Consider the following 14,244-nt stretch of genomic DNA (forward strand, 5'->3'; position numbering starts at 1 on the left):
AGCACACACTTTATTGATGGTGAACGCGTTGGTTTCTTCAGGCAAGCCTGCATAGATGCTCGCCTGTCGCGCAGAATTTTGACCAAGGGCTGTCTGAAGCACATTTCCCATGACACATTCATCAAAATAGACCGGTGTCAATCCACTGTCATAATCGTAATATTTCCTGTTGATGTCCGTCATGTCAAATTCTCCAAAAACATCAGGACGGCTGGATTTCACAAAATCACTAATTGCCGGCCGGAGTCCTGCTCTCTTGATGGCCTCCCTGATAACCAGCGCACCCATATCGACTGTCTTCACACCATTCAGCGACCCTCCAAAACTTCCAACGGCAGTCCTTGCCCCACTCACAATCACAACTTCTCTCATGGTAGACCCTCCTTATATTAAAAAGTATGACGTTAAGTATTTTTTATTCATGGCAGATCGTTCCGCACGCACCTCTATGAAGAACCGTGCATGTCAATCGCTTCTACAAATTCAACTTCACGCGGCACTTTATAAGAAGACAGATAGGTCCTGCAATGTCTCGTGATATCCCTTTCGTCCACCGTGACGTCCGGATTCCTGACAATCAGAGCCTTTACAATTTCTCCTCGCAACAGATTGGGTTCGCCGACGACCATGGCGGCCTTAACGGCAGGGTGAAGTTCCAGAACCTGCTCAACCTCCCGGGGATAGACATTGAAACCGCTGGTTATAATCATCCGTTTTTTCCGGCCTGTCAAAAAAATATATCCATCCTCGTCGATCCTGGCCAGATCGCTTGTGTGGAGCCAGCCGTTTCGCAGAACGCGGGCGGTGGCTTCTTCGTCTTTGTAATAGCCTCTCATCACATTCTCACCCCTGATGAGAAGTTCCCCGCTCACATTCACTGGTAATTCGTTATCCTGATCATCAACTAACTTTGCCTCAACACCGGGAATTACTGTCCCTGTTGATCCCGGCTTGTGCACCATATCCCGACTGCCTACAGAACACACAGGAGACGCCTCGGTAAGACCATACCCTTCTCTCAAGATAACGTTAAATTTCTGTTCAAATACCGGAATGAACTCGGGCGGCATAGCCGATCCTCCCGTTATGCAAAAGTCGAGAGAACTTACGTCATATTGATCGGCTTCGCGATGGAAAATCATTCCTAAAAAAAGCCGGGGCACAGCGGCGATATAGGTCACCCTTTCCTTCTGGATTGTGCTGAAAATGGCGTCCATGGTAATCCGATCTTGTAATACGATGCCCGCGCCGATGCGGATGGCAGCTAACATATTAGCCACGGCACCGAACGCATGAAACAGAGGAATAACAGCAAGCCCCCTGTCCTTATCTGTGGCATGATATACGCTTCTAAGAAGTTCGGATTGGGACAGGAGATTGCCATGGGTGAGTACTGCCCCCAGAGGTTTTCCTGTGAGTCCTGCAGTATAGATAATAACGGCGGGATCATTATCGGCAATATCCGGTATGTCTAATGTATCCGGACCCATTTCGACTATTTGCCAAAAAGGGGATTCGGCATTCATGCCGCTGCTCGTGATGATATGACTGCAAAGAGGTAATTCAGCACGGATTTCCTCATATTTTTTCGCTAAAGGTGCTTCTGTGATTAAACATTTTGCATTGCTGTTTGCAAGGAGGTAACGAAGTTCATAAGACGTGGACAGGACATTGAGCGTAACGGCAACAGCGCCGATTTTCTGAACAGCAAAGTAGGATATGACAAATTCGGGGCAATTGGGAAGCATGATGGCGACATTATCCCCCTTTTGTATACCCAGTTTTCTCAATCCATTTCCGAGGGCGTTTACATCCCTGTTCAAGGCATCATAGGTCACGTATTTTTCATCGTAGATTATGGCCACATTGTCTGCATATCGATGACAACTTTCTTCAAGCATCCGTCCAAGACTCATAACACTATACCCCCCTGATGTTGATATTTTCTAACACAAGAAGAACAGCTTTTTCAAGCAGAACTCTCTCTCGTTTGTATCTATTTTTCCTGTTGTCTGTTTTTCCTTGATGGAAATATCTTTTTCACCTATAATCCGAAGTCAAAATGTGTAACCATGCGCAGGGAGGGAAGGATGAAAAAGATTCTACTTTGGGTTTTTCTGGCACTGCTTACGAGCGTTTCTTTTGCACAAGCGGAATTAAAGGTGGGAAACAGAGCCGCCAACTTCATATTGAAGGACTCACTCGGCAAAGATTATACTCTCAACTCCCCTGAATTTTATGGAAGGGTCGTCTATATAAACTATTCGGACATCAGCTCCAAGGACATGAACAAACATGTCGACGACGCTCTCAAAGGAGATCCAGGGATTGACCGGAAAAGGAGCTACGTCGGGGTTGGGATTGCCAACATGAAGGCAAGTATGGTACCTGATTTTATTATTGCCAGGGCAATAAAAAGCAAGCAACAGGAAACAGGCGCCACAATTCTGCTGGATGACAACTATACCATCCTGAGCCTCTGGGGATTGCAAAACAACTTATCCAACGTTGTCGTACTGGATAAAGGAAGAATCTGCCGTTATATTTATAAGGGTAAGCTTCTTCCCGATGAAGTTGTAAAGTTGATTAAAACAATTAAAGAATATCAGGTAAAATAAACCCGTTATCTCCGGCAAGCGTACATCGCTACCTAAAAGATTCTTTAGACAATGGCTGTTATCATAGACGGAAAGAAGATAGCACAGGATATCAGGCATGAGGTGAAGGCAGAATCCCTGCGCCTGAAAGAAGGAACCGGGATAACGCCGGGGCTCGCGGTTGTCCTCGTCGGGGATGACCCGGCATCGAAGATTTACCTGAAGCATAAAGAGAACGCATGCAGCGATGCCGGATTCTTTTCCCAGGAATTCAGGCTCCCACAAGAGACACTTGAGAGTGAACTGCTCGCTACAATACAGGGGCTGAATCAAGATGAAAGTATCCACGGTATCTTGGTACAGCTTCCCCTTCCCCGCCATCTCAATTCCGCAACCATAATCGAAGCAATTGATCCCCAAAAAGACGTCGATGGATTTCATCCTTACAATCTAGGACGACTCTTCACCGGCAATCCCTACCACATGGCCTGCACGCCCAGGGGTATTCTGGAATTAATGGATCGTCATGCTATCACAATCGAAGGCAAGGAAGCGGTCATTGTAGGGAGAAGCAATATCGTGGGAAAACCGCTGGCCCTCATGCTCCTCAACCGGCACGCAACAGTGACCATATGCCATACCAGGACACAAAACCTATCAGAGGTTACAAAACGGGCTGAGATACTCATCGCTGCTGCCGGGAAGCCGGAAATGATCGGGGCTGATATGGTCAGGAACGGTGCTGTGGTAATTGATGTGGGTGTAAACAGGATGGATGACGGTCGTCTGGTTGGAGATGTGGCGTTTTCTGAAGTTCTTGAAAAAGCGTCTTACATCACGCCGGTGCCCGGCGGCGTGGGACCGATGACGATTGCCATGTTACTCGTAAATACCCTTAAAGCAGCCTCTGGCGGCCAGATTTCGGAACAAAAATAAAACCCCCTCTCAAAAGAACAAGAGGGGGTTTTTATGCAGTTATAAACTCTACCTTAATCAGGCAATGCCCTTCATTGCCTTCATTTCAGCGATCGTTTTCCCAACGCTCTCAGCAGACTTCTTAACAACGGCCTTTTCTTCATCATTCAGCTTGAGTTCGATAATCTTCTCAATGCCGTTGGCCCCAAGAATGGTTGGAACACCAAAACAGATGTCCTTCAGCCCATACTCACCATCAAGGTATGCACAGCTGGGAATAAGTCTTCTTTGATCCTTAAGGATGGCTTCCGCCATAATAACAGCGCCCAGAGACGGTGAATAGAAGGCGCTTCCGGTTTTCAGCAGAGCAACGATCTCTCCGCCTGCCTTTTTCGTTCTTTCCACAAGTCTGTCAATCGTTTCCTTGGGAAGGAACTCGGAAAGGGGGATACCGTTGATCGTCGAAAATCTCGGCATTGGAACCATATCATCGCCATGGCCGCCAAGGAGCATCACCTTCACATCCTGAATAGAGATATTGAGTTCCATTCCGATGAAAGACTGAAGCCGTGCGCAATCCAGCGCGCCTGCCTGCCCCATGACCCTGTTTTTCGGGAACTTGCTGGCCTTCAGCGCTAGGTAGGTCATCGTGTCGAGCGGATTGCTTACGATGATAATGAAACAATTGGGTGAATATTTTGCGACATTCTCCGTCACCGAACCGACGATATCAGAATTGATTTTCAGCAAATCTTCCCTGCTCATGCCGGGTTTTCGGGCAATACCCGATGTAATGATGACCACATCGGAATTTTTCGTTTCTTCATAACCATTCGTTCCGATGACATTCGCATCAAAACCTTCCATAGGGGCAGCTTCCATCAAGTCTAAAGCCTTTCCCTGGGGCATCCCTTCAATAATATCCATGAGAACGACGTCCCCAAGTTCCTTGATGGCTGCCCAGTGAGCGGCGGTTGCCCCCACGTTTCCCGCCCCGATAACTGTTATCTTTTTACGACCCATGATTTCCTCCTATATCAATAAAAGTTGTAAGTTTATAAAATAAATTCGTATTCTTCCCGCTGCTTCTTTTTCACATAAATGAAACCCTCATTTTCCTATCGTATGCGCAGGAAACTCAATCTTTGCCTTCCATGCGGACGTATCCGGTTTCTTATGAACATGCGCACACTTCCCATGCTTTGCTAAACCGAAATAACCGAGAACGAGATCCTTTTTCATCAACTGAATTGCCCGTGCGGGGTCCACGCCTTTGGGACAGGCAGCGGAACACTCACCCGCATAATGGCAGTTGAAAACGCCATGAGACTCGGCTGCGATGTTTTTCCGGACATCCCCTGCATCGTCACGGGAATCCGTGTTATAGCGATAAATCTGCGCCAGTGGCATCGGTCCCAGATATTCCCTGTCGGTTGCCATCGTCGGACAGGCAGCCATACAGCAACCACACTTGATACAGTAGGTGAACTGCAGGTACTCTTCAAGCTGATGCGGCGTCTGGAAGTACTCCATGATCGGTTTTTCCATTTCTTCCACATCACCCCTCTGAATATATGGCTGAATGCTTTTGTGAACGCCGAACATGGGTACCAGATCGGGTGCGAGGTCTCTGATAAGATTAAAGTTAGGTAATGGCGCAACCGTCAAAGCGCTCTGTGTGACGTCAAGAATCTGTGTGTTACAGGCCAATCCGGGCTTTCCGTTTATCATCATTCCGCAGGATCCACAGACACCCATACGGCAGGAAAAGCGGAACCCAAGAGAAGCATCCTGGGTCTGCTTAATGCAATGCAAACCATCCAAGACCGTCATCCCCTTTTCTACAGGAACCGTGTACTGCTGCTCATGGGGAGCTGCATCCTTCTCCGGGTCAAAGCGACGGACATAGAAAATGATATTTGTAGTAGGTATTTTTTCCATTTTTTCACCCTTCCTATAGTGCTGTTTCCAGTGCTTTTGCCGCGATGGCTGAATATGTGCCTATACCGAAAAGGATAATCCCTACGATCCATAAAAGGACAGTGAAACCATCCTGAAAAGACTTTTTCGGCCCCAGTTCAAACACAATCGTCCTTAATCCATAAAACCCATGGTATAACGCTGCACCCAAAAGGACAATATAGGTAAAAGCAAGGAACTGATTCTGACTACGGAAGGCGACATTACCCCAGTCTGTTACGGCCCCACCTTCCGGATTGAAAATGCCAAGCATCGAAAGATGCATAACCGTCATATGCAATCCTGCAAATACAAGGATGACGATTCCTGCTATTAAAAACCACGTCCAGTATGCGGTTTCTCTCATGACGACCTCCCTAATGACTTCCAAAGAAAGTATTGTACCCTCCAGCGAGGATCAGAATGGCGCAAACTACCATGACGATCATCATCAAGGGTTTCTGATTGTTAAGAGACGATTTATAAGGATATACCGGCTCTTCGGCTTTACCCACGGCCAGGCCCAGTTCAATGAATATGAGCCTGATGCCATTCAGGGCGTGGAATGCAAAGGCCACGAAGACACAGAATTCGCCGAGCTTGAAAATGGGGTTCTTCAAAATCGCCATGGCGGTAGCCCAGCCCTCTGGTCCAGACATCCTGACAGAGCTTGCAAATATATGCATCAAAAAGAACAAAAGAATTCCAAGCCCGGTGAGCCGGTGTAAGATATACAGATATCGCTCCGTACCCCAGCGACCTCCACCAAGCCATCCAATGATTCCCAAATGGTTATCGAATTGTTTATTAGCCATCTTTCTTCCCCCTAATATTTACGCTCGACCGGCTTCCACTTGGTTATCGTTACCGGTTTATAAGAAAGTTTAGGTCCTTCTTTAGTGTAAGAGACCAGTGTATGCTTCAGCCATTTTTCGTCATCACGCGTCGGGAAATCATAGCGGGCATGTCCGCCCCGGGACTCTTCTCTTACCACGGCTGCTGTAAGCAGCATCTCTGCGAGGTCAACAAGATTTCCTATCTCCATGGCATTCATTAGGTTGGTGTTATAGACGGAACCCTTATCTGTAATGTAAATATCCTTGAATCGCACCTTCATATCCTGGACCTTCTTTAGGCCTGCCTTCATTTCTTCACCAGTACGGTACACACCGGCATGTTGATCCATCGCCGCCCGCAGTTCCTTCTTTATATCATACAGGTTCTCTTTACCTTTCTTCTGGAGGAGATCTTCAAAAATCCGCTTTTTCTCTGCTTTGACCTGTTCATCAGGAACTTTTATCAAAGGAGGATTGGAGACTATAAACTTCACAATCTCTTCTCCCGTAATTCCTCCCCAGACGAGACATTCAGCCGTGGAATTACAACCAAGACGATTGGCGCCGTGCATAGAGTGGCAAGCAACTTCACCGGCTGCCCATACCCCCTTCATTTTGGTGGCGCCGTTAATGTCCGCCTCAATTCCGCCCATGCTGTAGTGGGCGACGGGTCGAACCGGAATGGGTTCAAGTATCGGATCAATGCCGCGATACTTGATGCAGACTTCCCTGATCAGCGGCAGGGCCTTGTTGATCTTATCAGCGCCGAGGTGTGTCAGATCAAGGTGGATGTAATCCAACCCCGCAGGTCCTGTAAATCCTCGACCTTCTTTAATCTCCGTAATCATGGATCGGGAAACAATGTCACGTGGCGCCAGTTCCATGAATTTAGGAGCATACTTTTCCATCAGGCGTTCGCCCTTGTTATTTTTCAGGTATCCTCCCTCACCCCGGCACGCCTCCGTCATGAGAATTCCTGACGGGACCAGACCCGTGGGATGAAACTGCAGAAATTCTGGGTCCTCAATATTCAACCCTGCCCGATATGCGATGGCATGCCCGTCGCCGCTCACGGTCTGTGAATAGGTGGTAAAACCATAAAGCGTTCCCAGTCCACCGGTGGCAATGAGCATCGCTTTTGCTCTGAGAACCATAAATTTGCCGCTGGCCATATCGATGCCGGTAATACCGGCAAACTGGCCGTTATCATAAAGAATTGATGTAGCGAAAAATTCGTCATAGCGGTCAAAATTCCTGTACTGCATCATCGTGTCATAAAGGGTCTGCACCTCAAAGAAACCCGTTTTGTCCGCCGCCATTGTAGCTCTCGGATAGGTGTGTCCTCCAAATGGACGCTGCATCAGTCTGCCATCCGGGTACCGAGACCATGGCATCCCCCAGTGATCAAGCAGGAGAATCTCTTTAGGGCTGGTTTCCACGAATCGATCAACTACGTCCTGATCGGACAGGAAATCGGCGCCTTTATTGGTGTCCCACGCATGAAGCTCTAAGCTGTCTCCCTCTTCCTCCCTCATCACGGCTGCAGAACCACCCTCAGCACACACGGAGTGGGGACGCTGGATCTGAACCTTCGATACAAGGGCAATGTTGATGGAGTCTTTTGATTTTCGTGCAATTTCCACTGCTGCGCGAAGACCGGCCAGGCCGGTTCCGAAAATCAAGACATCATGTGTAAAAACCTCTACTTCATTACTCTTCATATTTCCCATAGCTACCATCCAATTGCTTCGGTTGTATAAAGCATTCAAAGCTTTATGTCACTTGTTAAGGAGAGAGAGTGACTCTCGATCACTCTCTCTCCTTAAGATTCTTAACATTTTTTGATACAAAGATTACTTACCTTCATATCAGTAATACCCTATAAATGGAAGTTCATCTCCATTTTATCCGATGTCTATCAATACCTGACCAACCGCTACGGAGTCGCCGGCCTTTACATAGATATTCTTTACCTCACCATCGATTGGAGCGTTGAGAGGATTCTGCATCTTCATAGCTTCCAGGATCACGACCTGCTGTCCTGCCTTTACCTTGTCGCCTGCCTTGCAGGTTACTTCAACGATGAGGCCGGGCATGGGCGCTGTAATCGATCCTGCACCACCTGCTGCGGGGGCTGCTGCCGGTTTTGCTGCTGCGGGGGCTGCCGCCGGTTTCGGCGCTGCAGGTGCTGCTGCGGCTTTCGGCGCCGCTGCCACCTGCCTTACCACAGGAGCTGCAATCATTGCCCCGCCTTCCGACTCCACTTCCACTGCATAGTAATTGTCATCGACAAAAACATTGAACTTCCTGATGCCAGGGCCTTTTTCGGGGGGTACCTTTTCGGGTTTCTCCATGAGCTTTCCGGCAAGGGCCTTCTTGATCAGTTCGTCTTCTTTCTTCACCTGTTCAATAGTCTTTGCCACAACTTCTTTGGGAATGGGTTCGAGACCATACTTCCACTTCAGGAATCTCAACCCCGTCTGAGGATAGATGGCATAAATCAGCGTATCGCCGGGATTCTTCGCGATATCTTTCGTCGCCTCTCTTGCCTTTTCCATTTCCGGCTCTAAGGCGTCCGCGGCACGGTTTGTCATGGGGGTCTCTCCGCGGGGATACCCCTTGAGGCACATCTTCTGAACTTCTTTATCAATGGGTGCGGGCGGCGCGCCGTAGAGACCGTAACAGTAATCTTTAATCTCGTTCGTGATCATCTTGTAGCGGCCCATCAACACGTTCATAACGGCCTGGATTCCGACGATCTGGCTTGTCGGGGTAACGAGCGGAGGATACCCCAGTTCTTTTCTCGTCTGGGGAAGCTCATCGTACACCTCATTGATTCTGTGAAGCGCATTGGCCTCCCTCAAATTCGCCACGAGGTTGGTCTGCATGCCGCCGGGTACCTGATGGAGCAGCACGCCCGCATCGATGACCGCCATCCTTGTCGTGTCGAGGAACTGACGGTACTTCGGAGCGACCAGTTCAAGGTTATTCCCGATTTCAACCATTTTCCTCAGATCCAGGCCTATATCTCTGTCCGTGCCTTCGAGGGCAACGAGGATCGGTTCGATAGCGGGCTGGGAGGAACGCAGAGCAAAGGGAGACAGGGCCGTATCGACGATATCCACGCCGGCTTCCGCCGCCTTCAGATATGCCATGGAACCCTGGCCGCTGGTGTAGTGAGTATGGAGCTCTACGGGAATCTTGATTGTTGCCTTCAGGGCTTTTACCAGGTCATAGGCGTCATAGGGGGAGATCAATCCCGCCATGTCCTTGATACAGAAGGAGTCCGCCCCCATCTGTTCGATAATCTTCGCCTTTTTTACATAAAAGTCGAGGTCATACACCTCGCCTCCCATACGCCTCTCTGTTAGGGAGTAGCAGACGCTGCCCTGGATGTGCTTTCCCGCTTTCTTGATGGCCCGGAAGGGGGCTTCGAAGTTTCTCGTGTCGTTCACGGCATCGAACACCCGGAAGACATCCAGACCGCACTCGGCCGTGTACTGGACAAACTCGTCGACGACGTCGTCGGCGTAGTTTCTGTAACCAACGATGTTCTGACCGCGAAGGAGCATCATCAGTTTGGTATCGGGCAATAACTTTCTCATTGTTCTGAGACGGTCCCATGGATCCTCACCTAAAAACCGTGTGGGCACGTCAAAAGTGGCGCCGCCCCATACCTCCATGCAGTACCACCCGATATCATTCATCGCTTCTGCTAGGGGAATCATATCCTCCGTTCTCATTCTGGTCGCCAGCGATGACTGATGGCCATCGCGGAACGTCGTATCCGTGATTTTCAGAGGATTTGCTGCTGTTTTCTTTTTCTTCTCTGCCATAAATAAACTCCCTTTCCTGAAATTATTATTCTTTATTGTATTAATGTTTCGATAAACCTGACTTCTTTACCCTTCATATCAGCTATTCGGCTGTAACTTCCTTTGCTCAATCTGACAAAGATTTAATACATCCGCATCTGCCACGACCGTCGCTGCAACATCATGTCCATCCGTCCGGCTATCGCCCAAAGATTAACGGTTGCAAATGGCGGAGCGGCTGCAGCTGCCTGCTGCATTGCCATTGCGGCTGCTTCTTCTTCGATATAAGCGCCTATTGCTGCTGATATGGCCACCATTACTTTCGGATCTATTGTTTGCATACTTAATTTCCTTTTCTTAAGTAATCACATTCCTACATTGGAATGTTGCCGTGTTTCTTCGGTGGCCGGGTTTCCCGCTTGGACCTCAGCATGTCAAGGGCCCGAATGATGAAACGACGGGTCTCATGGGGTCGAATCACCGCATCCACATAGCCTCTCCCCGCTGCCGCATAAGGATTACAGAAGGCATCTTCGTATTCCTTGATTTTCGCTGCCCGCAGGGCCTTCGGATCTTCTGCTGCCTTAATCTCATTCCGGAAGATGATATTGCATGCTCCTTCAGCTCCCATAACCGCCATCTCCGCCGTCGGCCAGGCAATGACCAGGTCCGCACCCAGGTCGCGGCTGCACATGGCCAGATAAGATCCACCGTAGTCCTTCCGGGTTGCCAGGGTGATCTTCGGCACGGTTGCTTCCGAGTAGCACCACAAGAGCTTCGCACCGTGGCGGATGATTCCTCTCCATTCCTGGTCGGTGCCGGGGAGATATCCCGGGACATCCGCAATCGTAATCATCGGAATGTTGAAGGCGTCGCAGAAACGAATGAATTTTGTCGCTTTATCCGAAGCATCGACATCCAGACACCCCGCGAGCCAGGCCGGCTGGTTGGCGATAAAACCAACCGTATGACCTCCCATACGGCCGAATGCCACGAGCATATTCCGGGCGAAGTACATATGGGGTTCCATAAAGTCGCCATTGTCGCACAGTGTTCCGATCAGGTTCTTCATATCGTAATTCTGCCTTGGGGAATCCGGAATGAGTGTGTCCAGGCTGTAATCAAGCCGGTTCGGGTCATCTCCCGTTTCGACATAGGGAGGATCTTCCATATTATTCTGGGGCAGGAAAGTGAGAAGTCTCTTGATCTGATTGATGTTATCCTCATCGCTCTCACAGGCGAAGTGGGCAACACCGCTTTTGGTGTTATGGGTCATCGCTCCACCGAGACTTTCGAAATCGATGATTTCTCCGGTAACGGCTTTGATAACCTCAGGACCGGTAATGAACATGTAACTTGTGTTCTTGGTCATGAATATCCAGTCCGTCATGGCCGGTGAATACACGGCACCTCCGGCGGTTGGTCCCATGATGGCTGAAAGCTGGGGAATGGTGCCTGACGCGCAGGAGTTGCGGTAGAAAATCGAGCCGTAACCTGCAAGAGAATCAACGGCTTCCTGAATCCTTGCGCCGCCGGAGTCATTAAAGCCGACACAGGGCGCCCCCGTCTTTACTGCCAGATCCATGACCTTGCAGATCTTCTTGGCGTGCATTTCTCCCAGTGAGCCTGCCCGTGCAGTAAAATCCTGGGAAAAGGCGAATACCGTTCGGCCGTTCACCTTACCGTATCCGGTAATGACGGCTTCCGCCGGCACTTCCACTTTTTCCATACCAAAGTCGGTACACCGGTGACGCATAAACAGGTCCGTTTCCACAAACGTGCCCGGATCATATAGGAGATTGATCCTCTCCCTTGCCGTGAGCTTTCCGCCATCGTGCTGCTTCGCGATCGCCTTCGGCCCGCCCTGGGCCATGGCAATGGCTTCACGTCTTTCTAATTCCTGAATTTTTGGAGGTTTTTCACTCATTACATCTCTCCCCTTTTCTTAAATATAAATAGTTGTTATATTTTCTGACACAGTTCCACTAAAACACCATTCGTGTCTTTCGGATGGATGAAGGCGATCTTTTTCCCGCCAGCCCCCGTACGGGGCACTTTGTCAATCAGACGAATACCTTTGGCTTCCAGTTCTTTCAAGGCCTCTTCAATATTATCCACTAAAAATGCAATGTGCTGGACGCCTTCTCCCTTCTTTTCGATAAAACCCGCAATAGGTCCATCCGGCGCAGTGGACTGCAGAAGCTCTACTTCAGTATCACCAACAGGAAGGAAGGCGGTTGTTACCTTCTGCTCGGCAACAGTTTCACTACCTTTTTATGTTTGGTTTGAAGGTCGCAATGTTACCATTTTGTCTCATTAGCAGCTACCTGGTGCTAAGAGACATTTCTCTTACTTTTTGCCTTTCTTGGCAAGAATCTCCTGAATCCTTTTCCCTATTTCAGCCGGGTTTTTCTCAACAATGACACCGGCAGCTTCCAGTGCCTTGAATTTTTCATCTGCGGTACCTTTTCCACCCGAGATGATCGCACCGGCATGACCCATTCTTCTCCCCGGAGGGGCTGTTCGACCTGCAATGAAAGATACAACCGGCTTGGTGAAATTGGATTTAATGAATTCAGCAGCTTCTTCCTCTGCGGTTCCACCGATCTCTCCGATCATAACGAGAGCTACCGTTTCGGGATCTTTCTCATACAACGCCAGCATATCAACAAAACCTGAACCGGGTATGGGATCACCACCAATACCGATAGACGTGGACTGACCTATCGCCAGATTTGTAAGCTGCCAGATGGCTTCGTAGGTCAACGTTCCACTTCTTGAGATTACGCCTACATTACCCTGCTTATGGATGAAGCTCGGCATAAAACCGATCTTTCCTACACCAGGGGTTGTGATTCCCGGGCAGTTGCAACCGATCATCCGGGCGTTCGATGTTTTAAGTACCTGTTTGACCTTGATCATATCCGTTACGGGGATACCTTCAGTCATACATACAACAAGCCCGATCCCCGCTTCGATTGCTTCAATAATGGCATCCGCAGAGAAGGCTGCAGGTGTGTATAAAGCGGCGCAATTTGCACCCTGTTTATCTACCGCATCGGCTACCCGGTTATACACGGGGATTCCATCAACTTCCTGGCCCCCTTTTCCCGGGGTGACTCCAGCTACTACCTTCGTTCCGAATTTCACCGATTCACGGGTGTGAAAGGTCCCTTCCGAACCGGTAATTCCCTGAACCACTACACGAGAATTTTTATCTAAAAGTATTGCCATGTTCAACTCACCCTTTCCTTAAAATTAGTCTATTGTTATTTAAGCAATGCAACAACCTTTTCGGCGGCTTCATAGAGACCGTCAGCCACGGTGAATTTCAAACCCGATTCTTTAAGGAGTTTCTTGCCCTCGTCCACATTCGTCCCCTGGAGCCTGATAACCATGGGCAGTTTCATATCGATATTCTTGGCAGCCTGGATGATTCCATTGGCTACACGGTCGCATCGGAGAATTCCTCCAAAGATGTTCACAAGAATTGCTTTTACATTGGGATCGGCAGTGAGAATACGAAATGCTTTTTCGATCTGGTCAGGACTTGCGCCGCCACCGACATCGAGGAAGTTAGCCGGTTCGCCACCCGCCATCTTGATGAGATCCATGGTCGTCATGGCAAGGCCCGCGCCGTTAACCATACATGCTATATTACCGTCTAATTTGATATAATTAACCCCTGCATTCTTGGCAATAACTTCGAGGGGGTCTACCTCAGTTTCATCTCTCAGTTGCTTGATGTCCGGATTGCGGAAGAGACCGTCATCATCAAAATTTATCTTGGCATCCACGGCGATGAGGTTGCCCTCCGCTGTGAGAACGAGGGGGTTGCTCTCCACGAGCGAAGCATCCTTAGCTACAAATAGTTCATATAACCCCTTGGTGATGTTTGCGAATTGGGCACTGAGAGACTTGTCAGTCCCCAATCCCAAGCCGTATGCAAGTTTCCTGGCCTCAAACGGGCTGAATCCAACTGCAGGGGGAACGGCACACTTGATGATTTTTTCCGGAGGTGCCTTGGCTACCTCTTCGATCTCCATACCGCCAGCTTCCGAGGCCATGAAAACGACACATTCCTTGTCACGCGCTCGATCCACCACCATGCCAAGATAAAGC

The 14,244-nt window shown here is 49.1% G+C and carries 14 protein-coding genes and 1 pseudogene; 2 read left to right on the top strand and 13 right to left on the bottom strand.

Annotation, left to right across the window (positions count from 1 at the left end):
* Both NTW12_11210 and NTW12_11215 read right to left on the bottom strand, forming a co-directional pair.
* The coding region (locus tag NTW12_11210; protein ID MCX5846905.1) for an acetyl-CoA C-acyltransferase at positions 1–372 on the bottom strand (372 nt) is incomplete at its 3' end.
* 74 nt (positions 373–446) lie between these two features.
* Positions 447–1,916, bottom strand: a complete 1,470-nt coding sequence (locus tag NTW12_11215) for an AMP-binding protein (GenBank protein MCX5846906.1) — start codon at positions 1,914–1,916, stop codon at positions 447–449.
* Positions 1,917–2,090: 174 nt separating this feature from the next.
* Between NTW12_11215 and NTW12_11220 the strand changes: the two genes are divergently transcribed.
* Positions 2,091–2,618 carry a hypothetical protein gene (locus NTW12_11220; protein ID MCX5846907.1) on the top strand — a complete coding sequence of 176 codons (528 nt, stop codon included), beginning with the start codon at positions 2,091–2,093 and terminating at the stop codon, positions 2,616–2,618.
* A gap of 51 nt (positions 2,619–2,669) precedes the next feature.
* Entirely contained in the window at positions 2,670–3,533 is an 864-nt protein-coding gene (folD, locus tag NTW12_11225; GenBank protein MCX5846908.1) for a bifunctional methylenetetrahydrofolate dehydrogenase/methenyltetrahydrofolate cyclohydrolase FolD, read from the top strand.
* A gap of 57 nt (positions 3,534–3,590) precedes the next feature.
* On the opposite strand, the gene mdh is transcribed toward folD, so the two are convergent.
* The 11 genes and pseudogenes from mdh to sucC all read right to left on the bottom strand — a co-directional run.
* Positions 3,591–4,535: a malate dehydrogenase gene (gene mdh / locus NTW12_11230; GenBank protein ID MCX5846909.1), complete on the bottom strand. Its 945-nt coding sequence runs from the start codon at positions 4,533–4,535 to the stop codon at positions 3,591–3,593.
* Between the two features lie 87 nt (positions 4,536–4,622).
* Positions 4,623–5,453, bottom strand: a complete 831-nt coding sequence (locus NTW12_11235; protein MCX5846910.1) for a succinate dehydrogenase iron-sulfur subunit — start codon at positions 5,451–5,453, stop codon at positions 4,623–4,625.
* Positions 5,454–5,466: 13 nt separating this feature from the next.
* Entirely contained in the window at positions 5,467–5,838 is a 372-nt protein-coding gene (locus tag NTW12_11240; protein MCX5846911.1) for a hypothetical protein, read from the bottom strand.
* A 10-nt stretch (positions 5,839–5,848) separates the two neighbouring features.
* Positions 5,849–6,286 (bottom strand): succinate dehydrogenase, cytochrome b556 subunit, encoded by a 438-nt coding sequence (gene sdhC, locus NTW12_11245; protein MCX5846912.1) that lies wholly within the window; start codon positions 6,284–6,286, stop codon positions 5,849–5,851.
* A gap of 11 nt (positions 6,287–6,297) precedes the next feature.
* A complete protein-coding gene (locus NTW12_11250) occupies positions 6,298–8,037 on the bottom strand; it encodes a succinate dehydrogenase/fumarate reductase flavoprotein subunit (GenBank protein MCX5846913.1) in 1,740 nt (579 codons plus the stop codon).
* Between the two features lie 174 nt (positions 8,038–8,211).
* On the bottom strand, positions 8,212–10,143 hold the full coding sequence (locus NTW12_11255) for a pyruvate carboxylase subunit B (protein ID MCX5846914.1): 1,932 nt from the start codon (positions 10,141–10,143) through the stop codon (positions 8,212–8,214).
* 122 nt (positions 10,144–10,265) lie between these two features.
* Positions 10,266–10,463: a hypothetical protein gene (locus tag NTW12_11260; protein ID MCX5846915.1), complete on the bottom strand. Its 198-nt coding sequence runs from the start codon at positions 10,461–10,463 to the stop codon at positions 10,266–10,268.
* Positions 10,464–10,495: 32 nt separating this feature from the next.
* Positions 10,496–12,049 (bottom strand): methylmalonyl-CoA carboxyltransferase, encoded by a 1,554-nt coding sequence (locus NTW12_11265; GenBank protein ID MCX5846916.1) that lies wholly within the window; start codon positions 12,047–12,049, stop codon positions 10,496–10,498.
* 35 nt (positions 12,050–12,084) lie between these two features.
* A pseudogene (gene mce, locus NTW12_11270) lies at positions 12,085–12,393 on the bottom strand (methylmalonyl-CoA epimerase).
* Positions 12,394–12,471: 78 nt separating this feature from the next.
* Positions 12,472–13,356 (bottom strand): succinate--CoA ligase subunit alpha, encoded by an 885-nt coding sequence (gene sucD / locus NTW12_11275; GenBank protein MCX5846917.1) that lies wholly within the window; start codon positions 13,354–13,356, stop codon positions 12,472–12,474.
* Between the two features lie 35 nt (positions 13,357–13,391).
* On the bottom strand, positions 13,392–14,244 hold an 853-nt coding region (gene sucC, locus NTW12_11280; GenBank protein ID MCX5846918.1), incomplete at its 5' end, for an ADP-forming succinate--CoA ligase subunit beta.

It is taken from the genome of Deltaproteobacteria bacterium (assembly GCA_026388545.1).
Taxonomy (GTDB): domain Bacteria; phylum Desulfobacterota; class Syntrophia; order Syntrophales; family UBA2185; genus JAPLJS01.